25 protein-coding genes are annotated in these 24,418 nt (G+C 62.0%); 2 read left to right on the plus strand and 23 right to left on the minus strand.

Annotated features, from left to right (window positions below):
• Window positions 1–56 precede the first annotated feature (56 nt).
• From PNI01S_RS15305 to PNI01S_RS15315, 3 genes are all read right to left on the minus strand, one after another.
• Window positions 57–728: a YceH family protein gene (locus PNI01S_RS15305; protein ID WP_024764809.1), complete on the minus strand. Its 672-nt coding sequence runs from the start codon at window positions 726–728 to the stop codon at window positions 57–59.
• Window positions 729–789: 61 nt separating this feature from the next.
• Complete coding sequence (locus tag PNI01S_RS15310) at window positions 790–1,545, minus strand: cache domain-containing protein (protein ID WP_024764808.1); 756 nt, start codon at window positions 1,543–1,545, stop codon at window positions 790–792.
• Window positions 1,546–1,653: 108 nt separating this feature from the next.
• Window positions 1,654–2,400 (minus strand): FadR/GntR family transcriptional regulator, encoded by a 747-nt coding sequence (locus tag PNI01S_RS15315; RefSeq protein ID WP_084358535.1) that lies wholly within the window; start codon window positions 2,398–2,400, stop codon window positions 1,654–1,656.
• Window positions 2,401–2,704: 304 nt separating this feature from the next.
• Between PNI01S_RS15315 and PNI01S_RS15320 the strand changes: the two genes are divergently transcribed.
• Both PNI01S_RS15320 and PNI01S_RS15325 read left to right on the plus strand, forming a co-directional pair.
• Window positions 2,705–4,198: an aldehyde dehydrogenase gene (locus tag PNI01S_RS15320; protein WP_024764806.1), complete on the plus strand. Its 1,494-nt coding sequence runs from the start codon at window positions 2,705–2,707 to the stop codon at window positions 4,196–4,198.
• 131 nt (window positions 4,199–4,329) lie between these two features.
• Entirely contained in the window at window positions 4,330–5,814 is a 1,485-nt protein-coding gene (locus PNI01S_RS15325) for an APC family permease (protein ID WP_024764805.1), read from the plus strand.
• Window positions 5,815–5,859: 45 nt separating this feature from the next.
• On the opposite strand, the gene PNI01S_RS15330 is transcribed toward PNI01S_RS15325, so the two are convergent.
• The 20 genes from PNI01S_RS15330 to PNI01S_RS15425 form a co-directional block, all read right to left on the minus strand.
• Window positions 5,860–6,996 carry a glycosyltransferase gene (locus tag PNI01S_RS15330; RefSeq protein ID WP_024764804.1) on the minus strand — a complete coding sequence of 379 codons (1,137 nt, stop codon included), beginning with the start codon at window positions 6,994–6,996 and terminating at the stop codon, window positions 5,860–5,862.
• A gap of 22 nt (window positions 6,997–7,018) precedes the next feature.
• Window positions 7,019–7,429, minus strand: a complete 411-nt coding sequence (locus PNI01S_RS15335; RefSeq protein WP_024764803.1) for a hypothetical protein — start codon at window positions 7,427–7,429, stop codon at window positions 7,019–7,021.
• 49 nt (window positions 7,430–7,478) lie between these two features.
• A complete protein-coding gene (locus tag PNI01S_RS15340) occupies window positions 7,479–8,483 on the minus strand; it encodes a WavE lipopolysaccharide synthesis family protein (protein ID WP_024764802.1) in 1,005 nt (334 codons plus the stop codon).
• On the minus strand, window positions 8,480–9,958 hold the full coding sequence (locus PNI01S_RS15345) for a GMC oxidoreductase (protein ID WP_024764801.1): 1,479 nt from the start codon (window positions 9,956–9,958) through the stop codon (window positions 8,480–8,482). The genes PNI01S_RS15340 and PNI01S_RS15345 overlap by 4 nt, the downstream gene beginning before the upstream one ends.
• On the minus strand, window positions 9,958–10,275 hold the full coding sequence (locus PNI01S_RS15350; protein ID WP_024764800.1) for a hypothetical protein: 318 nt from the start codon (window positions 10,273–10,275) through the stop codon (window positions 9,958–9,960). Before PNI01S_RS15350 ends, PNI01S_RS15345 begins: the two co-directional genes overlap by 1 nt.
• A 31-nt stretch (window positions 10,276–10,306) precedes the next feature.
• On the minus strand, window positions 10,307–10,924 hold the full coding sequence (locus PNI01S_RS15355) for a hypothetical protein (RefSeq protein ID WP_084358536.1): 618 nt from the start codon (window positions 10,922–10,924) through the stop codon (window positions 10,307–10,309).
• On the minus strand, window positions 10,921–12,696 hold the full coding sequence (locus PNI01S_RS15360; RefSeq protein WP_024764798.1) for a hypothetical protein: 1,776 nt from the start codon (window positions 12,694–12,696) through the stop codon (window positions 10,921–10,923). Before PNI01S_RS15360 ends, PNI01S_RS15355 begins: the two co-directional genes overlap by 4 nt.
• Window positions 12,693–13,019 (minus strand): cupin domain-containing protein, encoded by a 327-nt coding sequence (locus PNI01S_RS15365; protein WP_024764797.1) that lies wholly within the window; start codon window positions 13,017–13,019, stop codon window positions 12,693–12,695. Before PNI01S_RS15365 ends, PNI01S_RS15360 begins: the two co-directional genes overlap by 4 nt.
• Window positions 13,016–13,747, minus strand: a complete 732-nt coding sequence (locus PNI01S_RS15370) for a glycosyltransferase family 2 protein (protein WP_024764796.1) — start codon at window positions 13,745–13,747, stop codon at window positions 13,016–13,018. The genes PNI01S_RS15365 and PNI01S_RS15370 overlap by 4 nt, the downstream gene beginning before the upstream one ends.
• 2 nt (window positions 13,748–13,749) lie before the next feature.
• Window positions 13,750–14,394 (minus strand): HAD family hydrolase, encoded by a 645-nt coding sequence (locus tag PNI01S_RS15375; RefSeq protein ID WP_038803369.1) that lies wholly within the window; start codon window positions 14,392–14,394, stop codon window positions 13,750–13,752.
• Between the two features lie 4 nt (window positions 14,395–14,398).
• Window positions 14,399–15,016 (minus strand): PI-PLC domain-containing protein, encoded by a 618-nt coding sequence (locus PNI01S_RS15380; RefSeq protein WP_024764795.1) that lies wholly within the window; start codon window positions 15,014–15,016, stop codon window positions 14,399–14,401.
• 2 nt (window positions 15,017–15,018) lie between these two features.
• Window positions 15,019–15,774 (minus strand): glycosyltransferase family 2 protein, encoded by a 756-nt coding sequence (locus tag PNI01S_RS15385; RefSeq protein ID WP_024764794.1) that lies wholly within the window; start codon window positions 15,772–15,774, stop codon window positions 15,019–15,021.
• 11 nt (window positions 15,775–15,785) lie between these two features.
• Window positions 15,786–16,487, minus strand: a complete 702-nt coding sequence (locus tag PNI01S_RS15390) for an ABC transporter ATP-binding protein (protein ID WP_038803368.1) — start codon at window positions 16,485–16,487, stop codon at window positions 15,786–15,788.
• Window positions 16,484–17,275, minus strand: a complete 792-nt coding sequence (locus PNI01S_RS15395) for an ABC transporter permease (protein ID WP_081754022.1) — start codon at window positions 17,273–17,275, stop codon at window positions 16,484–16,486. Before PNI01S_RS15395 ends, PNI01S_RS15390 begins: the two co-directional genes overlap by 4 nt.
• 753 nt (window positions 17,276–18,028) lie before the next feature.
• Window positions 18,029–18,700, minus strand: a complete 672-nt coding sequence (locus PNI01S_RS15400; RefSeq protein WP_084358537.1) for a flavin reductase family protein — start codon at window positions 18,698–18,700, stop codon at window positions 18,029–18,031.
• An 11-nt stretch (window positions 18,701–18,711) separates the two neighbouring features.
• The gene (locus PNI01S_RS15405; RefSeq protein ID WP_084358538.1) at window positions 18,712–20,211 is read right to left on the minus strand and encodes an amidohydrolase family protein; all 1,500 of its coding nucleotides are present in this window, start codon (window positions 20,209–20,211) and stop codon (window positions 18,712–18,714) included.
• On the minus strand, window positions 20,208–21,407 hold the full coding sequence (locus PNI01S_RS15410) for an amidohydrolase family protein (protein WP_084358539.1): 1,200 nt from the start codon (window positions 21,405–21,407) through the stop codon (window positions 20,208–20,210). Before PNI01S_RS15410 ends, PNI01S_RS15405 begins: the two co-directional genes overlap by 4 nt.
• Before the next feature lie 218 nt (window positions 21,408–21,625).
• Entirely contained in the window at window positions 21,626–22,678 is a 1,053-nt protein-coding gene (locus PNI01S_RS15415; RefSeq protein WP_024764790.1) for an extracellular solute-binding protein, read from the minus strand.
• Window positions 22,679–22,720: 42 nt separating this feature from the next.
• A complete protein-coding gene (locus tag PNI01S_RS15420; protein ID WP_038803366.1) occupies window positions 22,721–23,512 on the minus strand; it encodes an ABC transporter permease in 792 nt (263 codons plus the stop codon).
• Entirely contained in the window at window positions 23,509–24,417 is a 909-nt protein-coding gene (locus PNI01S_RS15425) for an ABC transporter permease (protein ID WP_024764789.1), read from the minus strand. The genes PNI01S_RS15420 and PNI01S_RS15425 overlap by 4 nt, the downstream gene beginning before the upstream one ends.
• Window position 24,418 lies beyond the last annotated feature (1 nt).

A 24,418-nucleotide genomic window follows, 5' to 3' on the forward strand; every position in this document is an offset into this window, starting at 1 on the left:
AACGCTGGATTAGCGTCGCGCAGATTGACCTGGGTCCACCTGCGCGGTGCATCGCATCAGTCGCGCGAGACGCCCAGCTCCAGCAGGGCGAGACGCTCTTCGAGAGCCGCAATGCGGCCTTCCAGCTCGACCAGTCGCCCTTCGTCATGACCGCCGCTGTCGCTACGCTCTCCAGAAGCTCGGCTACCGCTGGCGGCGATGGCGGCCTCGCGGTCCTCCTCGGTGCCCAGCAAATGCATATAGCGGTCTTCGCGCTGGCCGCCCAGGCGTTCCAACTGCATGGCCATGCCGCGGCCGGCGAGGCGTTCGAGCTGGTGGCGAACTTCCTCGGTGTCGTCGAAGTCGTGCATGCGCTGGCTGCGGGTGAGCAGTTCGTTGAGCGTCTGCGGGCCGCGCAGGAACAGCAGGCCGAGCAGTATCACCTGCGGCTTGACCAGCTCCAACGCCTTGTCCAGCCGCTGCTCCCAGCGGTCGGCGCGGCTGCCCATCACCAGACGGGTCATCTCGCGGCCTTCGAGGTGGCGCAGGGATTGGCCGACCTGACCGGGGGTGAGGTTCATCACCGGGTCGCGGCTGGTTTTCTGGTTGCAGGCGGTGACCAGGGCGTTGAGGGTCAGCGGGTAGGCTTCGGGCGTGGTGAGCTGCTTTTCGATCAGGCATCCGAGTACGCGAGCATCCACGGCGCTCAGCGGTTCGAAGTCGGGCAGTGTGTCGAGCGACTGGCTCATGGCGGTTTCCGTCAGGTTGGGAACCGCCCTAGCCTAGCCAATTGCGCAGCGTTTGGCAGCCTCAGGCCGCGCCGGACAGTCGGCGGTTCAGCGGTCGTTCGATGACTGCCCAGTGGGAAAAGGATGCTGCCAGCTCCTGTTCGCGGCCCTGCGCATCGCGCCCCAGCGAGCGGTAGGCAAGGTCGCCAGCGAACCAGTTGGCAGTGTTTGCGGCCACCACGCGGCCCTCGCCGTTGACCACCAAGGCCTCATGCCCCATCTGCATCAGGTTGCCCAGCAACACGCCCTCGAACTCATGCAGGGCAATATCCGCGGCGGCGACGCCGATGAAGCGGCCATCTACCTGGATCGGTACGGAGAAGGCGAGGATGTACAGGTCGGTGCCATAGAGATCGACGAAGGGCCCGACCACCGAGGGCTGGCCGCTGGCGCGCGGGCGCGAGAACCAGGGCATGTTGAGGTAGTTGTAGAAGCTCTCGCTGCGCCGGTTGAAGTTCAGGCTCATGGGCACGACCTTGTCGCCGCGGCCGTGGTACCACCACTCCAGGTACATGTCCTGGTCGGCCAGTTCTCCCGGCTCGATCACCACACCGGTGCCGTGCAGACGCGTACCGTCATCGGTGAGGTCGTGCTGGATGCGCGGGCGCAGTGCACCGAGATCCTTCGAGGACGGACGCTTGCCTTCCTCCGCCAGCGCCCGCCAGATCGCCACGACGTCGCCCGCCAGTTCGTCGAGACGCTGGAAAACGTTACGGATGGAAGCGTCAATGCGCTGGGCGCAGCGCTGGAGTTCATCCGAGGGTTGTTCGCTGGACATGACCGCGTGCCTCGCTGTTCTTGTTATCGCGCAGGCCAGAGAGGCCCGCTCAGTCGGTTCGCTGCGCACCCACTCGTGCGCGCCGGAAAGCAGCAAGCGTTGTGCCACTCAGCCGTCGTCGGCCAGCAAGCTCAGGCGCAGATTGATCAGCCGCCTGATGCCCCGGGTGACGTGGGCTTCGGCCAGCGCGCTGGCGAGATTCGAGTCGCCCGCACTGATCGCTTCGAGAATGGCGCGGTGTTCCTGCTCGATGGCCGCAGCGCCCGGAAAGCCTTCCACCAGCAGCCAAAGCCATTCGCCGATTTCCGCCTGCAGGCGCGTCTCCGCGTGGGTCAGGCGCACGGACTGGGCGGCGACGGCAATCTCGATATGGAAACGCGCATCGGCGCGGCGTTGTTCCTGCCGAGTCGTGGCGTTCGCCAGCGCATCCAGGTACTGAGCGATGCGCGCCTGCTCATCGGAGGTGGAGCGTTGCGCCGCCAGGCGCGCAGCGGCGCCGGCGATGGCGACATGCTCGTCGCCCAGGTCGCGCAGTTCCAGCGCACTCATCTGGCGCAGTTGCCCCAGCAGAGCGTCCTCGGACGTGTGCTGCGGCGAGCAGACAAAACTCCCGCCATTACGCCCACGGCGGGTTTCGATCACGCCGCGTTCGCGCAAATCCGCCAGCGCATCGCGCAGGGTCACGGTGGCGACGCCGAACTGCATGGCCAACTCGCTTTCGCTGGGCAGTTGCTCGCCCTCGGCGTAGAGGCCGAGATCGACCACCTCCACCAGACGGCGCGCGACTTCCTCGGTGCGCCCTTCCTGGCGCAGGCGCATGAAGCTGGCGGGGCGGACTTTCCTGAATTCGTTCATAGGCGGCAGTGCGAAGGGGGCGCTTGGGGCGGACGCTTCCTGCGCGAAAAGTTCCTGTTCTGGCGGTGATGACGAAGTCTATCTGCAGGCTGGCAGCACCTTCGTTCAAAACTATGTCTCCATATTTTTAAATCGCTTTCGGCACTTTCAGCAAGGTATTTCGCTCTGAAAAGAGCTTTGAAACGTTCATTTTTCGACCTGTATTGGCAACCGCAAAATCTTAAGATATGGTTTCAAATGTATTTGCCAGCGACGGTCCGCAGGCCGTCTCCGCCCACAACAGCAAGAACGAGGAGCGATACGCATGAGCCAGCCAACCCGCGCCGAATGGGAAGCCCGCGCCAAGGCCTTGAAGATCGAAGGCCGCGCCTTCATCCAGGGCGAGTACCTCGCCGCCGCCTCCGGCGACACCTTCGATTGCATCAGCCCGGTGGATGGCCGTCTGCTGGCCAAGGTCGCCAGCTGTGACGCCGCCGACGCCGAGCGTGCCGTGCAGAGCGCCCGCGCCACCTTCGACTCCGGCGTCTGGTCGCGTGAAGCGCCAGCCACCCGCAAGGCCGTGATGATCCGCTTCGCCGCCCTGCTGGAAGAACATGCCGAGGAGCTGGCGCTGCTGGAAACCCTGGACATGGGCAAGCCCATCGGCGATTCGCTGAACGTCGACCTGCCAGGCGCCGCCGACTCCCTGCGCTGGAGCGGCGAGGCCATCGACAAGGTCTACGACGAAGTCGCTGCGACCGCCCATGACCAGCTCGGCCTGGTCACCCGCGAACCGGTGGGCGTGGTCGCCGCCATCGTGCCGTGGAACTTCCCGCTGATGATGGCGGCCTGGAAGCTTGGCCCGGCGCTGGCCACCGGCAACTCGGTGATTCTCAAGCCGTCCGAGCGCTCGCCGCTGACCGCCATCCGCATCGCCCAGTTGGCCATCGACGCTGGCCTGCCGGCCGGCGTGCTGAACGTGCTGCCCGGCTACGGCCATACCGTCGGCAAGGCCCTGGCGCTGCACATGGATGTGGACACCGCGGTCTTCACCGGCTCCACCAAGATCGCCAAGCAGCTGATGGTCTACGCCGGCGAATCGAACATGAAGCGCGTCTGGCTGGAAGCTGGCGGCAAGAGCCCGAACATCGTCTTCGAGGATGCCCCGGACCTGCAGGCCGCCGCCGAAGCTGCCGCCGCCGCCATCGCCTTCAACCAGGGCGAAGTCTGCACCGCCGGATCTCGCCTGCTGGTGCAGAAGTCGATCAAGGCGAAGTTCCTGCCGCTGGTGGTCGAGGCGCTCAAAGGCTGGAAAGCCGGCCATCCGCTGGACCCGGAAACCAACGTCGGCGCCCTGGTCGATGGTCGCCAGCTGGAGCAGGTGCTCGGCTATATCCAGGCAGGCCAGGACGAAGGCGCGAAGATCCTCACCGGCGGCAAGCGCGTGCTGGAGGAAACCGGTGGCACCTACGTCGAGCCGACCCTGTTCGACGGCGTGAGCAACGCGATGAAGATCGCCCGCGAGGAAATCTTCGGCCCGGTACTCTCGGTCATCGAGTTCGAGGACGCCGAAGAAGCGATCCGCATTGCCAACGACACCCCGTACGGGCTGGCGGCGGCAGTCTGGACCCGCGACATCTCCAAGGCCCACCTCACCGCCCGTGCCCTGCGCGCCGGCAGCGTGTGGGTGAACATGTACGACGGCGGCGACATGACCGCGCCCTTCGGCGGCTTCAAGCAGTCTGGCAACGGGCGCGACAAGTCGCTGCACGCCTTCGACAAGTACACCGAGCTGAAGGCGACCTGGATCAAGCTGTAACGCGATCCGGAACACGAGAGGTTTGGAGCAAGACGGCGCGCGGCTGATGCCGCGCGCCGAACAATAACAACAACGCTTTCCGTTGCACCCGATTGGCTGCCGACGCGAAAACCTCAGACAGGAACCCCACGATGAACAGCTCTATCCAGCCAGGCGCCGCCCTGGACCGCGACGCGGAGCAACTACGCGCGCTGGGCTACACCTCCAATTTCGAACGCAGCATGACCCTCTGGCAGAACTTCGCCCTGGGCTTCACCTACCTCTCGCCGGTGGTCGGCGTGTACACCCTGTTCGGCCTGTGCCTGGCCGCCGGCGGACCGCCGATGTTCTGGTCCTACCTGCTGGTGGGTATCGGCCAGATGCTGGTGTGCCTGATCTTCTGCGAAGTCGTCTCGCAATTCCCCATCTCCGGTGGCGTCTACCCATGGGCTCGGCGCCTGGTGGGCAAGCGCTGGGCCTGGATGGTCGGCTGGATCTACTCCGTGTCGCTGTGCGTGACCATCGCCGCCGTGGCACTTGGCGCGGGCCCGTACATCGCCACACTGCTCGGCTTCGAATCCACGCCGGTGACCAACACCTTCGTCGCCCTGGCGCTGACGGTGATCGCCACCCTGCTCAACCTGTCCGGCACCAAGCTGCTGGCCCGCGTGGCGATGTTCGGCTTTATCTGCGAACTGCTCGGCGCGCTGGTGATCGGCACCTATCTGCTGATCTTCGAGCGTCACCAGCCGTTCTCGGTGCTGTTCAACACCTTCGACATCCGCATCGACGGCAGCTACTGGCCAGCCTTCCTCACCGCCTCGCTGGCGGGGATGTTCCTCTACTACGGCTTCGAGGCCTGCGGTGATGTCGCCGAGGAAACCCCGAACCCCAGCCGCCGGATTCCCAAGGCCATGCGCATGACCATCTGGATCGGCGGCGGCGCAGCCATCTTCGCCGCCCTGGCGCTGATCCTCGCGGTACCGGACATGCAGGCAGTGATCTCCGGCGCCGACAAGGACCCGATGACCACCATCCTCGACAACGCCTTCGGCGTGGCCGGCGCGCGCCTGGTGATGGCGGTGATCATCGTCTCGTTCGTCTCCTGCGTGCTCAGCCTGCAAGCTGCTGCCAGCCGCCTGCTGTACTCCTACGCCCGCGACGAAATGGTGATGGGCAGCGGCCTGCTCAAACGCCTGTCGCCCAACACCCACGTACCGGTGGCTGCACTGATCGCCTGCGGCGTGATCCCAAGCGTGATCGTCTGCGCCGGTTTCTACCTGCAGAATGCCATTGCCATGGTGGTCAGCTTCGCCGCCATCGGCATCTACCTGTCGTTCCAGATGATCGTCGGCGGCGCCCTGTTCGCCCGCCTGCGCGGCTGGAAGCCGAGCGGCGCCTTCACCCTGGGCAACTGGGGCTGGATCGTGAACATCCTGGCGCTGACCTACGGCGTGCTGGCGATCATCAACATGTCCTGGCCGCGCACGCCGGATGCGCCCTGGTACCTGAACTACGGGATCATCCTGGTGGGCGGCATCGTGATCGTCCTGGGCCTGGCCTACATGACCCTGTTCCGACCCTACGACAAGGGCACCGCGCCCCATGGGGATGCGTGGAAGCTGCATCAGCAGTAGGTGTTGGAGTGAAATGAGAACGCCCGGCGGGATGCCGGGCGCTTTTCATTGAGCGGGTGATTGCCCAGTGCGCTGTTGCCCGGCCACGCGTGCGTAAAGTTCAGCGTAGGCCTCCCCCATCCCACGCGCAGTGAAGATAGCGAGGAATCGAGCACGTGCAGCCTCGCCATACCTTGCGGCTAGTGCAGGATCGTCCCACAGCCTCTGCATGGCCTGGCGCAGTGCCGAGGCGTCGGCTGGTGGAACCACGATGCCGGTTTCCTCGTGCTGATTGATGAAACTGGTGCCAGTGCCAATCTCGCTGCAGATCAGCGGCTTGCCCATCATCGCACCTTCCAGCAAGCCGATGCCAAATGCTTCCGAGCGCAGGTGCGAGGGGAAGATCACGCCATAGCAGGCCCACATCAGATCGATCTTTTCCTGCTCGCTGACCTGCCCCAGGAAATGCACATTGCTCAGGCCGCGCGCCGTTGCCATCTGCATGAGTTCCTGCTCCATCGGCCCGGCACCGACGATCAGCAACGGCCAAGGCGCCGACTTCACCGCTTCGAGCAAATAGTGCAAGCCCTTGTAGTAGCGCAGCACACCAACGAACAGAAAGAAACGCTCACCATAATGCCGATGCAACTTGCCCACCTCGGTGACATCCGGGCGCGGGTAGAGGTCCTGCTCCAGGCCTATGGGAATGGAGCAGGCCTTTTCCTGATAACGCTGCAGGACAGTTGAGCTTTCCAGGTAGTTGGGGCTGGTCGCGGCAATCGAATCGACTCGTCCCAGAAAGGCTCGCATCAAGGGGCGATAGAGTTGCAGCAAAGCCTTCTGCCGCACGATATCCGAGTGATAGGTCACCACACTAGGTTTGCCCAGGCCTTTAAGCAAATGGACCAGGTCCATGAAGGGCCAGGGAAAATGGTAGTGGATGACGTCCGCTTGCCTCGCAAGGCGCGCGAATGCGCCCAACGAAGACCAGGAAAACCCAGTCGACGCGATTTGCAGATCCTGCTTTGCCTGGACCAGACGGAAGCTGGAGGTCGTCACGGGCTTCATCGGCTCCTTCGCCAGAGACAGCACAGTGTTCTGGCAACCCTGGATCGAGGTCGCATGGGTCAGGTGCCGAATGAACATCTCGACACCACCGTATTGCTCCAGGCCGAAGGTCTTGTAGAAGTGCAGGATCCTCATGGCAAGCAGACGCCAGCAGACATCAGATACCTGCCGTCAGCGGTGTCCAGGTGCCATCGAGGTTCTGGATGGGGCACTGGTCATTGAAGCCGCTGACATCGGTGCGCTCAGCCGACATTCCGTCAGCGCCACTGGTGGACTTGCGGAAAGTGATGACGCCACAGTCCTTGATCCGCACGACCAGAGGGCTGACATCCGGAAACTTACCCGGATCGACAGCGAAACCCGGATAGCCACTGATGACCTTCACTACCTTGCCCACGATGCGATGAGCTTCTAGGCGAGTCTCACCGTTAGCCAACTGATTGAAGCGTAGGTATTGGCCGTTCTGCTGCGGAACGCTGGCTACCGACGGCTTCGCGACGGTATTTGCAGGTTTGTCGCAACCGGTTAGGGCAAGCAATGCCGCGCCAACGACGAACAGTTTGTTCATGAAAGTGACTCCTGAGGGGATTGTTATCAACTTGAGTAGAGGGTTCGCTTCAGACCCGCCGGGCACCAGTCAGGCGCCGATACAGTTCCCGCGCGTTCACCGCGACCTCCGAAGACAGCGAGAACAGCAGCAGTGAAGCGACAGAGACAAGCCAGCGGCGCCGGAACCAGCAAAGCAGGTATTTGTTGATCAGCAGATGGGCATAGCGCAGTGCCCGTTGCCGCGGCGCGCGTCTTTTGCGCAGGGACTGCAGTTCGCTCCGGGTCATGACCGACTCTGGCGAATAGGGGCGGCTGAGAAAGCGTTTGGGCGGCAGGATCATCAAGCGATGCCAGTCGTGCACCTCGAAATTCTCCGCCAGCAGGTCTTCCCAGGCACAGAACAACGCATAACTCGTATAGGAGATATGCGGTAGGTCCAGCTGCAATCCGCTCAACTGAGCAAAGCGCAGGAATATTGCCTGCTCGGGCAGTAGACGGAACGACGTGAAGCCCTGGAAGGTACCGATCGGGTTAGTGCGAGGCCCATCCTTCAGATAGACGTAGTCCTGTGGCAGCGCGCCTATATTCCAGAGCTTGCGTAAGTCCTGCGTCCGGCCGAACTGCAGGGTATCGGTGAGATGAAACAGGTAGGACAACCGGGTCGGGTTACGCAGAAAGAGATTGGAGACGCTGATTCGCTCGCCGAAGAGCTGGGCTTTCTGCCCCTCGCCCAGCAACGAGAGCACTCGGTCCCCAAGCACCAGATGATCGGTGCGCAGCTTGAGGCAGTACTCGCGCTCCGCCACCGCCAGGCCATTGGCCATACTGGAAATGAGCTTGTTGACGTTATTGACATTGCCATTGACGTCATTGAGATGAACCGCGGAGTGGTCTACCACGATCAGCACATCGTCGTATGTCGGCATTGGACCGGTATCGGTAGTGGACAGCACGATCTGCGCGCGCGGCAAATGCTCACGAATCGACTCGATGGCACGACCGGCAATATCTTCGCCGGCCTCGCGCAGCGGCCCCTGGAGTAGCACCGTCAATTGGCTGGAGTCGATGGTCATACGTTATCGTTCAGCTTGTCTGCCAGCATCATTCCCAAAGCCACCACGGTCACAGTCGGATTTCGCGAACCGCAGCGAGGGAAGAGAGACGAGCCGGCGACATAGACATTGGCGCTTCCTTTCAGGCGGAAGTCAGCATCGACTACCCCGTTGTCTCCATCGCTCATGTTCAGCATCCCGACCAGATGATGGGTACCGAACGCATTGCGATAGTGCCGCTGTTCGGCCGACAGTAACGGAACGACACCCAAGGCTCGCATCTTCGTGTAGATGGCCTCGATGACCTTGTCGTAGAGGTGCTTGTTACCGTGATAGCCGTCGGAGTCCATGTGCACTCCACCAGCATCGTAGAAGAGTGATACATCCCACTCAGGCGGAACTTCCAGCAGGATGTAAAGGCTCATGGTCCCCGCCAGGTCGGCGATCGCTTCCTCGACGGCGCCCGCATTGAGCTTGTCAATATCCAGCGAACCAGCCAGGGCCTGACTGCTCGGCGGTGTCATCAGTCCCAGCGTGGTGTATTCGATCCCATCAAGTTCGCCAGACAGCTCGGGAATAACCACCTGGGCCGCAGTATTGACCTGGAAATACGGAATCCTCGCGCCAGGCAGATAACAGGCCAGTTCGGCAACGGCATGGTCCTGATAGTAGTGGCCCATGAACTCCTGAGGAGTGGCCGGCGGAAGATTGCTCTTCCACAACAGCTTCAGCGATTCGACGCCATGTGCAGCCACCACCACTCGGTCGAAGCGTATTTTCAGTTGCCCCTTGGGAGTCTGACAGATCGCTTCGACAGCCTTGTCACCTTCGAAGCGCAAGTGCTCGACCATGACCTCATTGAGCACCTCGACATCGTTACGGATATGCAGCGATCGGGTCTTCGCGTCCATTGGGCAGAGTTCGCAGTCCCCTGCCCCCATACATACTCCCTGTCCTTGGGTATCGGCGACAGACAGGTTATGCGCTTGAGCACCGATGTATGCCTGCGGGAAATAGGACTGCAACGACTGATGCCAGTGGCTGGCGCCCTTGATGGCGCTCAGCGGGTTTCGCCCATCAGGGTCGCGCGGATCCGCGCTGATGCGAAGAAGCTGCTCAGCATCACGATAGTAGGGCTCGACCTGCTGGTAGCTGAATGGCCAGCGGAACGACTCCGCGTCGCGTGCAAAGACGTTGGTTGTCAGACGGAAACTCAGGCCGCCCCAGTGGTTGGAGCAACCACCATCGACCAGGATGTAATCCGATGCGCAATCGTCCGGCAGATCCTCCGGGGTATTGAACGCGTGCCTGGAGAGATAGGCTCGGCGAATGAGGGCATCATGGCGATCATCCGCCTGCATTTGCATGAAGCGCTGGCGACGCTCGAAGATATTGAATTTTTCACCACGCTCGACGATCAGGCACGACCCTTTCAGTCCGCGGGCCACCGTGCGTCCAGCGAAGCCATTACCGATGATCAGGGTCTCCACGAACATCAGCTGACCACCCTGTAGAAACCGGGTGTACCAAGCGAGCGCTTATACGGATCGACTACGAACAAGGCGCTGTTGTGATGCACCAGGTCATGTACAAGCGCCACTCGATCAGCGTCCGTCAGTCGACGCGAATAGAGTTTGAGCAGCAACGCAGTCGGCAGGTGGTGGAACTTCACGCCCACGTTGCGTTGCAAAAAGGCCTGGAGATCCGGGCTTTTTTCCGTGCTTCGCACTCCGAGCGTGAAACCGGCCAGGCCTCCAGCAGCCCCTGCAAAAACGCCGATCCCCATGCCCAGGACCATACTTCTGCGCTTCATGCAGTGGCTCCTGCGCAGTCGTCGAGGGTCGTCATGCTTTCACCCGAATCAGCCGTTCGTAGAAGAAGCGAACCAACTGCCGGGCCTTGGAGATCGGCCAGGCAACTACAGGGGAACTCATGTAAAGCTTTTCCACCACGGTGGAGAGCAGGAACAGGCTGAAGCGACTTGCACCGTCATCCGCACTGAAGCTCGCCGGAACGTTGTTGAACACCTCATTCACATAGCGCCCCATGAAACCCAGGTACAGCCGAGGCATCAGCAGTACCAGGCTTCGGCCTTGCAGCCCCCGAAACAGAAACGTGAAAGTCGCCAGTTTGCGGATGAAATCCTTGCTGACAGTCTGGTGATGCAGACCAAGATCGATGAAAAGCCAGGACTCCTCGGTGGCACAAAGCTTGTCACCGACAACATTCGCGTCTGCCGTGATTTCACCGTTTGCCACACTACCGCGGGCATGCAGAAAGTCATCCAGCTGGAAGCTGCGCGACGAGGGCAACTGAGCCCCCTTTTCTCTCCGCCACTCGCGTTCGTCGATCACCACCACGGGCGTCAGTAGCGTTGCCGGCAGCTCGATTTGAGAAAGATAGCCAGCCACCTCAGGCAACCGTCCGCTTGCCGACTCCTGGGAAATCAGAAATATCTTCATCCGATGCGCTCCACATACGAACGGAAGGGAGTGGAGTTATGGATCGCTCTCACGCAATCAGTGAACCCGGGGAAATAGAAAACCCCTCCGTTACGCCGGTAGAGGCTGATGGCGGACATCAGCGTTCCGGGCAAAGCCAGCGCGCGAGGATGGAAATAATCGCCGAGGCTCTGGAAGAACCAACTCTGCAAGGGTCGCTGGCGCAGCATGTTGCGGAACTCGCTGCTGCCGTAGACCAGATTGCGTTTGGCCGCGCGGGGATCGTCCTGGAAACTGAAGGCGATGGCTTCGACCATGGTGTTGGGCAACTGATCAAGGAGCACCCATTTCTCGTAGTCCTTGATGAAAGCCAGAACCGAATCCAGATCGTTGCCAAAACTGCAGTTCTGCACAACCCGATCCACCAGTTTGAGCCAGGCTCGCGAGCTGATGGTCTTCATGCCGGTGGGAATGTGCAGTGCCGCATCCGCTGCAACGTACTTCTGCGCGAAACGCTGCAGGCGGATCAACGCCTCGTCGGCAGAGAAGCGAAGCAGAGGCTTCTTGCGCAAGGCCGACAGCAACGAGGGACCGGTCGCAACATAACGTCCGTTGATCGATTCAACCGGCGACTCCACGCCCAATAGCGCGCGGGAGGTGATCGATTGGGTGATGCCGTAGGGATTCACTCGCGTTGGCACACCACCATGAGACGCCCGGATACCATGCTCGATGTCTTCGAACTCGGCCCACAGCAGCGACTCATCCAGCGGGAAGGCGTTCCATACTTCCTTGCGGCAAATGTACAGGCTGCCAGTTGGGTAGCTCAGATCCTTGGAGTAGCGCATGGGGCTGGCAAAGCAGAAGCCGGTGCGCTCGATCTCCGCGAACAGTGCCGGAGCGATGCTGACGGCAGCATCTGCCGTACGATGCAGCCCCTTCATACCCTGACCAATGCTACCCATGGCCATGCCATAGTCGGAATAGCGACGCGGACCAAAGTTGCGAACGTTATCGAAGAACAGGCTCTGCAACGTCATCAATGGATAACGCGGACCGAAGCGACGAACCATCTCGCCGAAATGGCTGGGCAGAAATACACGGTCGTGCAGGATCACCAGATTGCTGTAGCGAGCCTCCTGGGCCAGGCGGTTCTTCTTCTTGCATATCTGCACCGGAGGCGCGGTGATATCTTCGCCGACAATGCGAACCTGATCGAAGTAACGGAAGTTCTTTCCCGGCACACCGCAAAGGAGGATTTCCTTGTTCGGGATATCCAGCTCGAGGATGCGCTGCACCACGGCATTAAGCACCGTGGCATCTTCCGGGCCGACTGGCAGGCCGAAGGTCCAGCTGTCCAGATCATCATCTGACTGCGCCGGCAGAGTGGCCTTTTTCTGATAGGTGACCCGGCTTGCGGAGCGCTCAGTGCAGACCAATGCGTCGCGGAAGTAATCGCGGTCCAGGAAGCTGTCAGTGGGAGCATCCTCGATGAGCGTCAGGCTCTGTCCGACCGCCAGAAAATGCGCAGCATCCCACAGCAAAAGCGGGCTTAGCGGAGAGTCACTCTGCACACCATAGAAGCAGTACGAGCCAGCCCCATAGATGTCCAACGGCCGCTTCGCGGCGTGCAGCTTCCTGACCGAGACATCCGGCTTCTTTCCCTTGAACTGCCGGAATGAAAACAGCCATTGGCAGTTCTCCGTCAAGGCCAGTTCGGCGGGAATGTGGCGGAGCTGCTTGGGCGCCAGATAGCCCAGCCTTGCATCATGTTGGAGCTGAATCGTCTTCATACTTCTACGAGATACTTGTCGTTCAGTGCACCGGGAATCTTCACCACAACGGTGACGGCATCGGAAAGCGCCTTGAAGGCCGTGATGTCACCCGGCTCGAGCACGATGATCTCGCCGGCGGCCCAGGTCTTGCCGCACATCTCCACTTCGCCGGAGAGCACCAGGGTCACCTCGGTGGCGATCTTGTGGTAATGCGCGGCCTCGGCATCACCTTCCTGATAGGGCTTGACCGCGACTTCGCAGGCCTGGGTGCTGAACGCGGTGGGGGTGAAACCGCCGACGAACCAGCCCTTGACCATGTCCTTCAGGTTGGCGGAATTCATCGGGCACCTACCGTTTCGAAAGCGTGCAGCTGGTGGGTATTCTTCAGTGGGTGGTATTGGCTGGGCTCGACCCGGAAGGTGCCGATCTTCTTGTGCAGCAGCACCAGCTCATTGAGCGCCGGAGCGATGTAGAAGGCATCGTTCACCTTGGCGTCCTTGCGGATCATCTCCTTCACCGCCTCGACGAACACCGCGCCGCGGTCGAACCAGTACAGGCCAGCTACTGCGTGGTTGCTGATCGGGTTCTTCTCGGCGGCCTCGGTGACGTAGCCCTCGGCATTCATGCGTACGAAGGAATAGCGCGGATGCAGGGACTTGAAGACCACCACGCCAGCGTCGCACTGGTCGTTGCGGAAGCCGCCGACGATGTCGCGAAGCGAGCCATCGAGCAGCTCGTTGCAGTTGATGATCAGCAGCTCGTCATCGTTGTCGATGCTTTCTGCCGCCAGCAGCGCGGTGCAGGCCGCACCCATGGTCAGCGCCTGGACAGCCTGCACGGAGGCGACCGGGGTCATCTGCTGCAGCATGTTGCGCAGGTGGTACTTGCTGATATCGTCCTTGGGCAGCATGCAGATGATGCGTGCGGGCTCAAGGGTAAGGCAGTTCTCCACCAGGTGCTGGATCAGAGGGATGCCGTCACGCTCGGAGAGGTAATCGGGGTAGCTGCTTTCGGCCTTCACCGAGGCGCCCTCGCCACCGGCGAGCAGTACAATGTTCAGTTTGCGCATGATCAGGCCTCCAGCCGCTCTTGCCGCTGTGCTTCGATCTGCTCGATGCGGCGTGTGATGTTGTCCAGGTTGACGTCGGCTACGTCCTCGACGACCAGCACATGAGCTCCCGAAGCGCGGGCGGCACGAATGCCGTTCTCGTTGTCCTCGACGATCAGGCACTCATCGGGCGACAGACCGAAGGACTGGATAGCCTTGGTGTAGATGTCCGGTGCGGGCTTGGGACTCTTGACGTCTTCGTTGGACAGCTTCAGGTCCAGGTACTGGTCCAGACGGGCCTTGTCCATCATCACCTCGACGGTGTTGCGGATGGAGTTGGAAGCCACGGCCAGCTTGTAGCCACGGTTCTTCAGCGAGGACAGGGCGTACTGGTGATTGAAGGTGGGCTTGCACTGCGAGTAGACGATTTCCATCGTGTACGCCTGCTTCATTTCGTTGATGAAGTTGTGCAGCTCAACCGGCAGGTCGTGCTCGACACTGAGCATGTTCAGCTTGCGCGAGGTCGGCAGCCCGTCGTAGGTGGTCAGGTGGTCATGACGACTGATGGTGTGGCCGAACAGATTGAGCGCCTTGTTCAAAGCCTCGTAGTGCCAATCCTTCGCTTCGATCAGCACACCGTCCATGTCGAAAATCACAGCTTTGATCATGAGATCATTCCTTGAAGAAAGAGCGAGCGGATTCAGGCAGGTCGGTGCACAGCGTCAAATTCGCAGCACCCTGGAATTCGGCCAGCAGCTGCCACAGCGGCAGTTGCTCGCGACCATGCAACTCGGAGGAGACGACGCAGACTTGTTTGCCACCGGCGAGCAGCTCGGCCAGCTGGTCCCGCGAGTACCACTCGCGGCCGAAGCTATCCAGCCAGATGCCATAGGCTTCGTTCAGCCACGCGGGGACCGGCTCGACCTCGCTCAGACGCGTATAGGTGCAGACGCCGCTGACGAGGTAGCTGCGCATGTCCGGTACCGCCATGTCGAAGACGAACCAGTTGCTGTGACCATGGGCCTCGAACGTCGCCTTGAGCGGCTCGCACAGGCCATCGGCCTTGATATTCATCGCCAGCGGCAGGTTGCGCCCGGCCATGATCCTCAGCAGGTCGTCCAGGGACATCTCTTCACCGCTGGGCATGTCATGGGAGATGACGAGCCGGCCGGCGACGTCGCGCACGTCGGTCTCGGTGCCGAAGCCCAGGTCAAAGGAGCGATCGAAGGCAACCTTCAGGTTGCGCTCGGGCCGCTCCAGCCAGTAACCGCGATGACTGATGATCTGCATGATCAGCGACCCGCCGTGGCTGCCTGGCTGACCGACAGGCCGAGGAACAGGTCAAGGTCAGCAGGAATGCCCAGGCCGTACATGCCAGCGCCTTCGGAACCGATGCTGTAGTGCACGATGCGGGCGTCGTCGCCGATCATCTCGTTGTAGGCCGGCGCGACGTAGAACTCGCCGTTCACTCGCAGGTCCTTGTCGAACATGGACTCGATCGCGGCGATCAGCTCGCGGCCACTTCGGAAGTTGTAGATGCCCACGGTAGCCTCGTCGGAAATCACTTCCTTCTCGATGACGCGGTCGATGCGACCCGCCTCGTCGAAGCCGACGAAGGACCATTTCGGGTCATCCGCCTTCATGGTCATGATCAGGCCGTCCGCCTGCTGCACTTCCATGGAGCGCAGGTAGTCGTTGATGTCGATATCCACGTACTGGTCGCTGTTGGCGATCATCACCGGGTCATCGGAGTTGATCAGTTCCCTGGCGGCGTACACCGTGCAGGCGGCGCCTTCGGTGAGGCCGTCGAGCTCGACGATGGCGCATCCCGGCGCCCAGGCCTGCAGCTTTTCCTGCAGACCGTAGGCTTCGACGTGTGCTGCCTGGCAGATGAAAATGAAGCGGTGCTCGCAAGCCGGCGTGAGGTTGTCGATCACCACCTTGATCATCGGCACGCCATGCACCGGAATCAGCGGTTTGGGGTCCTTGTATCCTGCGACCGCGAAACGGCTACCGGCGCCGGCCATGGGAACTACTATGTTGAGCATCTGCTTTTCCTTCACTTGCGCAGGATGAATTCGTCGTATGCGTCCATGACTTCGTTGGCCGGGCCGAGCATCTGCACGCGCCCGTCCTTCAACCAGCACACTCGACTACACATCTCTCTGATACGTCCTGAATCGTGGGATACGAACACCACGGTCTGATTTCCTTGAAGCATCTCGCGCATGGTGGCCTCGGCCTTTTCGCGAAAATGCCCGTCGCCGACGCTCAGGACCTCGTCCAGGAGGATCACGTCGGGACGCGAATACTTGGAAATGGCGAAGCCCAGGCGGGCACGCATCCCGGTGGAATAACTGCGCACCGGTAGCCCGGCCGAGCCGCCCAGCTCGGCGTAGTCGAGAATCTCGGCGGTCAGCTCGCGCATGCGCCTGCGGCTCATGCCCATCAGCATGCCGCTGAGCACGATGTTGTCGCTCGCGTCCAGGTTGTCGTCGAAACCCAGCTGCAGGTTGAGCAGCGAGACGCTCGCGACCGAGGAAGTCAGGTGCCCACGCGTCGGCTGGTAGATTCCGGCCAGTACGCGCAGCAGGGTGCTCTTGCCGGCGCCATTGCCGCCAACCACACCGAAGGTCTCGCCACGCTCGACCGAGAAGGAGATGTCCTGCAGCACCGTGTTCTGACGACGGGAAAACAGGCGCGGGCCATTGCGGAAGGTCAGCGACAGGCCATCGACTGTCAGTGCGGCAACTTCGGTCATTTGCTCAACGCCATGGCATAGGAATTGCGGTTAGCGGCAACGAACAGGACAGCCAGCACGAACAGCGCCAGCGCGCCGCAGAAGAGAGCGAAGATATCCCCGATGACGGGTGCGCGACCGTACATCAGCACCTCGCGATACTGCGAAAGCAGCAGCGCCAGGGGATTGAGATCCAGCAGGAGATGGAACTGCGGCGGGATGTTGTCCTTGGAATAGAACACGCCCGATCCGAACATCAGGAACTGAAGCCCGGAGGAAATCAGGATGCGCACATCCGGCAGGAAGGGCGTCAGGCCCGCGACGAAGACGCCGCAGCCGGCCGTGATGATCAATTGCACGAGCATGATCAGCGGCAGGTACAACCACAGCCAGGATGGCGTGAAGCCGATGGCGAGCAGCAGCCCCAGGAGCAAAGCGACGACCAGCGACTCCTTGACCAGATCCTTGAATATCGAGGTCAGCGGGAATATCAGCGGGTCGACCCTGCAATGCTCGAGAATGTGCTTCTTCTCGTAGATGGCATCGGTGCAGTTCATCACGCTCTTGTTGAACCAGGTCCAGAACGTGACGCCGATAATCAGGAACACAGCGAAGTTCTCCACCTGGATACGCAGCAGATGGCCGAACACGGTGTAATAGATCACGAGAAGGATCAGCGGCTCGATCAGCCACCAGGCAAAGCCCAGACGCGTCCTCGTCGACTCGGACTTCAGCCCGAGGCGCGCTCGCTCCACCGATATCTGGATAGCGGACCAGATATCGTTCCCTCCCCCTAGCTGCAAACGCACAACACACCCTCACACTTTTTCAAGGCCGAACGATCCCGCTCCCGCAGATAGCGCATTTCGCGCGCTTCGGAGTTGTCGAGCTCAAGGCAAAGTTTCCCGCACGCCCCTCAGCAGGTCGCCGGAGATACCCCATATTCCTCAGCGCAAAACGCGCCGAAATCCCTCTGCAATTGCCGGAGCAGATGTACCTCTGCTTGCTGCCCTGGCTCGTACCCGAGCTTGCGGGTACCGCCCGGGAGGCCGGACGAAAAAGACAGGAGCAAAGCGACAAAAGCTGAGCATGGCGATTCGCAACAAGGCTGCAGATCACCAGTTTGCTAAACCGATTCGAGAAGCGCCCAGGTTTTAACGACCAGGCATAGACGGAGGGTATTTTCAGTCAAGCAGTCCCTTACGTCCCGAAAACAGCAAAGCGCGTCACATCAATGTGACAATTTCGTGAAACATCAAAATAACAATGGAAATGTAGGAAAATTCCCATTGATGGCACAATGATAAGCTGCGAAAAACACTCAGGGTAGGGAAAATTACCGTGCGTTCGTCGGCAAATATTTCATGCAGCGAAAAAACCAGTCTGTGAAGCACGCTTCGGAGAATCTTCAATTCTCCGAAGATCTTAAGAAAATTCCCAAGATAACAACCATATCGGCGAAATTACTGAAAAGTAATGAAACCTTAAGGTTCAGTTGCTTCGTCAAATTCCTGCGGCATCCAGCCACACCCTAAAACTCCCAGCGTGCCCGCAAGGAATTTTCACACCTGAACTTTTCCATCCGACCATTGGCGCTCTCCACCGCCTTTCTGCTCTACCCACTGCTTCAGCGAACGCGTCGGCAGGTCGAAATATTCCCGCGTACGCGCATAACCATGCCCGCCCATGCGGCCGATGGCGTCGAGGCCGAGCTGATCGATATAAAGCGTCGCCGGGTCGATCAGGTCGTCGCGCACATGGGCCATCAGCACTTCGCAAAGGATGATCTCTCGCGATTGGCCGATGGACAGCGCCATCATCCTCCGGCACTCCAGTGCAACCGGCGCCTCGCCGATGCGCGGGCAGCCGACGCGGGTGCCGGGGATGGCGGTGAGGCCGGCGGCGACCAGTTCGTCGAAGCCTGGCTCGAAGGGCACGGCGCAGACGTTCATGGCTTCCACCAGCGCGTCGGAGACTATGTTCACGGTGAATTCCTGATTGTTACGGATGTTCAGCGTGGTGTCCTTCGGGCTCAGGTCGCTGTAGTTCTCCACGCCCAGGGCGAGGATCGGCGGGTCGGCAGAAAGGGCGTTGAAGAAGCTGAAGGGCGCGGCATTGGCCCGACCTTCCGAGTCGATGGTCGTGACCAGCGCGATGGGCCGCGGCACGACGCTGCCGATGAGGATCTTGTATTTCTCGCGGGCGGACAGCTGCTGGAAGTCGAAGCTGAGCATGGATTGATCCTTCAATGAGCCTGCGGTGCGTGGGCATCGAGCAGCGGTGCGGCGGTGCTGTACGAGTCGGCAAAGGGAATCGCGGAACGGAACAGCGTGCGCCACGGCGGGTTGCCAAAGGCACGCTCTGCGTGGTGCTGCATCTGTTTCTGGAACAGTACGTCAGCGCGGTGTTGCAGGTCGGCGTAATCGACGCCGATCACCTGGCCGCCCTGCATCACGCTGCGGCCGTCGATGAAGCTGGCGATGCAGTCGTCGCCGCGGCCGGCGGTGAACAGGTTCTTCAGCGGATCGAAGAATGGCCCCTGGTGGAAATCACCCAGGCGGAACACCGTGATGTCCGCACGCGCGCCGACGGCGAGACGGCCGAGGTCATCGCGGCCCAACGCCTGGGCGCCACCGAGGGTGGCGGCGTTGTACAGATCGAGCATGCGCGTGTGCTCGGCATCACCCTCCTTCACCCGCGCGATGTTCAGGCCCTGGCGCAGGTTGTCGAGCATGTCCGCCGGGAAGGTGTCGGTGCCCATGGCGAGATTGATGCCGCGCGCGCGGTAGGCACCGAAGGAATCCAGCGCGTCGCCTTCGCGGGCAAACACCACGGGGCAATGCACCAGGCTTGCGCCGGTGTCGGCGAGGCGCTGCAATTCGTGATCACCGCTGTGCAGGATGCCGTGGGGCAGCACGCTGCGCGGGTTGAGCAAGCCATAATGGTCAAGCCACTGCAGCGAGGACGTGTCGCGCAGGCGCCGCACCAGCTCCACTTCGTAGCGCGACTGGCAGCAGTGCAGGCGCAGCGGCGCGTTCAGTTCACGCTGGATGGCGGCGGTGCGTTCCAGCAGCGCGGGTGTGCAGGTTTCGATGCGATCGGGCAACAGCGCGCCGCGTACCAGGCTATTGTGTGCACCGTCGAAGTCGCGGAAGAAGCGTTCGGCTTCCTTCAATCCGGCGAGCCCTGCGGCTTCGTCCCAGTGCTGCGCGGGGCTGCCGTCAGCGCGAGCGTAGGTCATCCCGCTCATGTAGCAGGGACCGAGATAGGTGCGCAGGCCCAACTCACCGGAGAGCGCGGCAACCCCGGCGAACTCGTCGTAGTGCTCGGCCCAGCGCCGGTAGTACATGGAGGTGATCGGCATGGCGGTGGTGATGCCGTTGCGGATCAGTTGGGCGAAGGCGTAGCGGTATTTGAACAGCTCCTCGTCCGCGCTGTAGCACTCGCTCGGGCCGGCGCGCAGATAATCCTCGGACCAGACGCGACCCATGTTCCATTCGGCGCCGTTATCCAGGGTGAGCACCGTGGAATCGAGATCGCCCAGCGCATCAAGATCAATGAAACCGGGGCCGACCAGCGCGTGGCCGTAATCGATCCACTGGCCGACGTCACCAGGAAAGCCGCGTCCGACGAAGAGTATTTTCCCGTCCTCGAACACGACTTCGCCGTGACGCCAGAGCACATGCTGCGTGCCGTCGAAGCCGACCACGAAGCTGGCTTTCAGGCCGAGGCGCGCACCGCTCACAGGCGCGACTCCAGCAGCCGCCCATGCTCGGCGATCAGCCTGCCGGCCCTGAATACCTGACGCTGCGCTGGACGCGCGACCACGGCCTCGCCGAGGGATTCGACCGGTAGCAGGAGGAAGTCCGCTGGCGCACCGACCTCGATACGCGCCGGCTCCCGGCCCAGCGCGCGAGCGCCGTTAGCAGTGGCAGCGGCGAAGGCGGCGGCAAGGTCGTCGTCCTTGCACAGGTCGAAGCGAAAGGCCAGCAGCATGGCGCGTTCGAGCATGTCGCCGTTGCCCATGGGCGACCAGGCATCGCGGATGCCATCGCTGCCCAGGCACAGGTTCACGCCGGCTTCGCGCAAGGCGAGGAACGGCGGCACCGGGGTATCGGCCGGGGCGGAGCTCATCAGGGAAATGCCCAGCTCGGAGAGTCGCTCGGCCAGCGGCTCGACCTGCTCCCAGGGCGCCATGCCCAGGCAGTAGGCGTGGCTGATCATGACCTTGCCCTGCAGGCCGTGGCGCTCGGTGAAGTCGGCGATGCGGGCGATCTGCCAGAGGCCCAGCTCGCCCTTGTCGTGCAGATGGATATCGACGCCCCGGCCGAATTCCACGGCGAGGCCGAAGACGATATCCAGCTGGGCGATGGGGTCGTCGTCGATGCCACAGGGGTCGAGGCCGCCGACGTTTTCCACGCCCAGTTGCATCGCCTCGCGCATCAGCTCGGCGGTGCCAGGGCGACTGACCAGGCCGGTCTGCGGGAAGACCACGAACTGCATGTCGATCAGATCAGCGTACCGTTCGCGTAGCGCCTGCATGGCGACCACATGGCGCAGGCCCAGCTCGGGGTCGATGTCCACGTGGCAACGGAAGGTCAGCGAGCCGCGGGCGATGCACTGCTCCAGCAGCGCGCCGGCACGCTCGGAAATCGGCGCCTCGATCTCGCGCAGAACGCGGCGTTCGTTGGCAATGTAGTCCTTGAGCGTCGGCCCGGCGCTGTTAGGCCGCCAGGGTTGGCCCCAGAGTGTCTTGTCCAGGTGGCAATGGCTCTCTACCAGCGGCGGCAGCAGGAGCTGGCCGGCACCGTCGACGTCGTCCGGTGCAATGGCGACGCCGCTCGCCGGGCGGCGCTCGGCGATGCGGCCGTTGTGGATCAGGAAATCTTCCGCCGCGTTACCGAGCGGACGGATGTTGCGCAGCCAGTAGCTGTCGGTCATGGGGACCTCGGATCTTGTTGAAAACGTAGGGCGGATAACCGCTTGCGGTTATCCGCCAATGAGCTCGAAGGCGCGCGCTCCGGGTTCAAACTGGTAGGAGCGAGCTTGCTCGCGAACCGCACAACGTCGGTCAACCCGGAGTCTGTTCGCGAGCAAGGACTAGGCGTCCCCCTCGGTCCTATGAAGAGCAGCCCCGGGTACGGAGCCCGGTCGGACCATCAGCCCTTCAGCTTGGACCAGATGCGGTCCTGCAGCTCGCGGGACTTGTTGCTGCATTCCTTTTCCAGGCGCAGGCGCTGTGCGTATTCCTCGGGCATGTTGATGGCGTCCATGACCTTCCACTTGGCGTCGAGCAACTGGTCGGTCTGGATGCCATTGGAATAGGCGATGGCGTTGGTCACCGCGGCGGCGTTCTCCGGCTTCATCATCCAGTTGATGAAGACCTTGGCGTTCTCCGGGTGCGGCGCGCTTTTCGGCACGGCGAAGTTGTCCTGGAAGGACGCCACGCCCTCGCGCGGGTAGACGTACTTGATGGTGCTCTTCTGCAGCGTGGCGCGCGCGGTGGAGCCGTTCCAGTTCTGCATCAGCACCACTTCGCCGGAGGCCATTCGGTCCACGGTGTTGTCCGAGCTGTACATCTTCAGGAAGGGCTTCTGCTTCTGCAGCAGTTCGAGAATCTTCTTCGCATCCTGCGGGTTCTCGGTGCACTCGTCGACGTTGAGGTAATGCGCGGCGGCGTTGATCAGGCTGCTCGGCGTGTCGAGCGCGGCGACCTGCCCCTGCAGCTCCGGACGCGGCTCGAAGAACTCCTTCCACGAGTCATCCAGCTTGCCGCCCGGCACCCGCGCGCTGTCGTAGGAGAAACCGGTGGTGCCCCACAGGTAGGGCGCCGAGTACTTGCGACCGGGATCGAAGCCCGGATCGCGGAAGGCCGGTTTGACGAACTGGAAGTTGGCCAGCGTGGGCGTGTCGATTTCCAGCAGCAGGTCCTGGTTGATCAGCGTCTGCATGATCGAGTGCGACGGCACGATCACGTCGTATGCCGCACCGCCGGCCTGCAGTTTCGCCAGCAGGGTTTCATTGCTGTCGTAGCCGTCCATGGTGACCTTGATGCCGGTCTCCTTCTCGAACTTGGCCAGCAGTTCCACCGGGTAGTAGTCGGTCCAGTTGTAGAAGAACAGCTGCTTGGGTTCCTCGGCCTGGGCGACGCCCGCAGCCAGCAGGACGAGGGACAAACCGGCAAGGCCGTGACGCAGGGCATTCAACTTCATAGGGCTCTCCGAAAAGCTAAAGGTCAGGGTCGGCAGTCGTTATCAAGCGTCGGGTTTGCCGCGTTGGCCAAGCCAGTACGACAGCACCACGAGGACGATGGAAATCACCAGCATGAGAGTCGAGATGGCATTGATCTCGGGCGTCACCCCGGCCTTGATGGCCGAGAAGATGTAGACCGGCAGCGTCGTCGAGCCGGGGCCGGCGACGAAGAAGGTCATGATGAAGTCGTCGAGGCTGACCACGAACGCCAGCACCGCACCGGACAGCACCGCCGGCCACAGCAGCGGCAGCGTCACCCGGCGGAAGACCTGGTACGGGCTGGCGTACAAATCTCCGGCGGCTTCCAGCAGGCTCTTGTCCAGATCGTTCAGGCGCGCGCGGATCGGCAGGTAGGCGAAGGGAATGCAGAAGCCGACATGGGCGACGATCACCGTCAGCAGGCCAAGCTTGATGCCCAGCGACATGAACAGCAGCAGCGTGGCCACCGCTATGACGATCTCCGGCAGGATCAGCGGCAGGTTGATCCCGCCTTCCACCAGCCGCCGTCCGTAGAACGGCCGCGAGGTCGCCAGCGCCGCCGCCAGGGCAATCGCCGTGGACAGCACGGTAGCGAAGCCGGCGACCACCAGCGAGTTGAATGCAGCGGCCTGGATCGAGGGGTTGGCGACGATCTTGCCGTACCAGGCGAAGGAGAATTCGGTCCACACCGTGGCCGAGCGGTTGGCGTTGAAGCTGTAGGCGATCAACACGAAGATCGGCAGGTACAGATAGGCCAGCACCAGCAAGCTGGTTTCGCGGGTGCCGGGGAGTTTCTTCAGGTGCTGGGCGATCATGTCGAGGCTCCCAGGTGGACGGCCTTGGCCGCGCGGCGGCTGTACAGGGCGAACGCGATCAGCGCGAGCAGCATGATCGCCAGCAGCAGGAACGACAGCGAACCGCCCAGGGGCCAGTTGCGCGCGGTGCCGAACTGTTGCTGGATCAGGTTGCCGATCATCAGCGTCTTGCCGCCGCCGAGGATGGCGGGGGTGATGAAGGCGCCCAGGCTTGGCACGAACACCAGCAGGGAGCCGGCGATCACGCCCGGCATGGACAGCGGCAGGATCACCCGACGCAGCGCCTTCCAGCGGTTGGCGCCGAGGTCGTAGGCGGCCTCGACGAGACGCCAGTCGAGCTTCTCCAGGGTCGAGTAGATCGGCAGGATCATGAACGGCAGGAAGCTGTAGACCAGCCCGACGCAGACTGCGAAGTCGTTGTACAGCAGGGTGATGCCGCCAGCCTGGGGAAACAGCGCATTGACTGTCTGCGCGATCCAGCCGTGCTCGCGCAGGATGATCAGCCAGGCGTAGTTGCGGATCAGCAGGTTGGTCCAGAACGGGATGGTGATCAGCAGCACCATGAGGTTGCGCGAGCGCTCGCTCAGGCTGGTCATCCACAGCGCCACCGGGAAGCCGAAGAGGAAGCACAGCAGCGTGGTGCCGCCGGCCTGGAACAGCGAGCGCAGCAGTGCCTGGGCGTAGACCCAGTTGAGCTCCAGGTTGCCGTCGAAATCCTCTTGGAAGAACAGCTGCACGTAACTCTGGATCTGCCAGTCGGCGTGCCAGTCGACGCCGCCGTAGAGGTTGCGCGGCAGCAGGCTGATGTAGCCCATGATCGCCAGGGGGATGGCAATCAGCCCGAGCAGCGTCAGGGCCACCGGGCTGAGCAGCAACAGGCGTCGGGTGGTGGGCGACTCCTTCATC

The sequence above is a fragment of the Pseudomonas nitroreducens NBRC 12694 genome, assembly GCF_002091755.1.
Taxonomy (GTDB): domain Bacteria; phylum Pseudomonadota; class Gammaproteobacteria; order Pseudomonadales; family Pseudomonadaceae; genus Pseudomonas; species Pseudomonas nitroreducens.

What these genes read in the sequence shown, in the direction of transcription:
- PNI01S_RS15305 (WP_024764809.1), bottom strand. Translation starts at nt 728, where the DNA reads ATGAGCCAGTCGCTCGACACACTGCCCGACTTCGAACCGCTGAGCGCC.
- PNI01S_RS15310 (WP_024764808.1), bottom strand. Translation starts at nt 1,545, where the DNA reads ATGTCCAGCGAACAACCCTCGGATGAACTCCAGCGCTGCGCCCAGCGC.
- PNI01S_RS15315 (WP_084358535.1), bottom strand. Translation starts at nt 2,400, where the DNA reads ATGAACGAATTCAGGAAAGTCCGCCCCGCCAGCTTCATGCGCCTGCGC.
- PNI01S_RS15320 (WP_024764806.1), top strand. Translation starts at nt 2,705, where the DNA reads ATGAGCCAGCCAACCCGCGCCGAATGGGAAGCCCGCGCCAAGGCCTTG.
- PNI01S_RS15325 (WP_024764805.1), top strand. Translation starts at nt 4,330, where the DNA reads ATGAACAGCTCTATCCAGCCAGGCGCCGCCCTGGACCGCGACGCGGAG.
- PNI01S_RS15330 (WP_024764804.1), bottom strand. Translation starts at nt 6,996, where the DNA reads ATGAGGATCCTGCACTTCTACAAGACCTTCGGCCTGGAGCAATACGGT.
- PNI01S_RS15335 (WP_024764803.1), bottom strand. Translation starts at nt 7,429, where the DNA reads ATGAACAAACTGTTCGTCGTTGGCGCGGCATTGCTTGCCCTAACCGGT.
- PNI01S_RS15340 (WP_024764802.1), bottom strand. Translation starts at nt 8,483, where the DNA reads ATGACCATCGACTCCAGCCAATTGACGGTGCTACTCCAGGGGCCGCTG.
- PNI01S_RS15345 (WP_024764801.1), bottom strand. Translation starts at nt 9,958, where the DNA reads ATGTTCGTGGAGACCCTGATCATCGGTAATGGCTTCGCTGGACGCACG.
- PNI01S_RS15350 (WP_024764800.1), bottom strand. Translation starts at nt 10,275, where the DNA reads ATGAAGCGCAGAAGTATGGTCCTGGGCATGGGGATCGGCGTTTTTGCA.
- PNI01S_RS15355 (WP_084358536.1), bottom strand. Translation starts at nt 10,924, where the DNA reads ATGAAGATATTTCTGATTTCCCAGGAGTCGGCAAGCGGACGGTTGCCT.
- PNI01S_RS15360 (WP_024764798.1), bottom strand. Translation starts at nt 12,696, where the DNA reads ATGAAGACGATTCAGCTCCAACATGATGCAAGGCTGGGCTATCTGGCG.
- PNI01S_RS15365 (WP_024764797.1), bottom strand. Translation starts at nt 13,019, where the DNA reads ATGAATTCCGCCAACCTGAAGGACATGGTCAAGGGCTGGTTCGTCGGC.
- PNI01S_RS15370 (WP_024764796.1), bottom strand. Translation starts at nt 13,747, where the DNA reads ATGCGCAAACTGAACATTGTACTGCTCGCCGGTGGCGAGGGCGCCTCG.
- PNI01S_RS15375 (WP_038803369.1), bottom strand. Translation starts at nt 14,394, where the DNA reads ATGATCAAAGCTGTGATTTTCGACATGGACGGTGTGCTGATCGAAGCG.
- PNI01S_RS15380 (WP_024764795.1), bottom strand. Translation starts at nt 15,016, where the DNA reads ATGCAGATCATCAGTCATCGCGGTTACTGGCTGGAGCGGCCCGAGCGC.
- PNI01S_RS15385 (WP_024764794.1), bottom strand. Translation starts at nt 15,774, where the DNA reads ATGCTCAACATAGTAGTTCCCATGGCCGGCGCCGGTAGCCGTTTCGCG.
- PNI01S_RS15390 (WP_038803368.1), bottom strand. Translation starts at nt 16,487, where the DNA reads ATGACCGAAGTTGCCGCACTGACAGTCGATGGCCTGTCGCTGACCTTC.
- PNI01S_RS15400 (WP_084358537.1), bottom strand. Translation starts at nt 18,700, where the DNA reads ATGCTCAGCTTCGACTTCCAGCAGCTGTCCGCCCGCGAGAAATACAAG.
- PNI01S_RS15410 (WP_084358539.1), bottom strand. Translation starts at nt 21,407, where the DNA reads ATGACCGACAGCTACTGGCTGCGCAACATCCGTCCGCTCGGTAACGCG.
- PNI01S_RS15415 (WP_024764790.1), bottom strand. Translation starts at nt 22,678, where the DNA reads ATGAAGTTGAATGCCCTGCGTCACGGCCTTGCCGGTTTGTCCCTCGTC.
- PNI01S_RS15420 (WP_038803366.1), bottom strand. Translation starts at nt 23,512, where the DNA reads ATGATCGCCCAGCACCTGAAGAAACTCCCCGGCACCCGCGAAACCAGC.
- PNI01S_RS15425 (WP_024764789.1), bottom strand. Translation starts at nt 24,417, where the DNA reads ATGAAGGAGTCGCCCACCACCCGACGCCTGTTGCTGCTCAGCCCGGTG.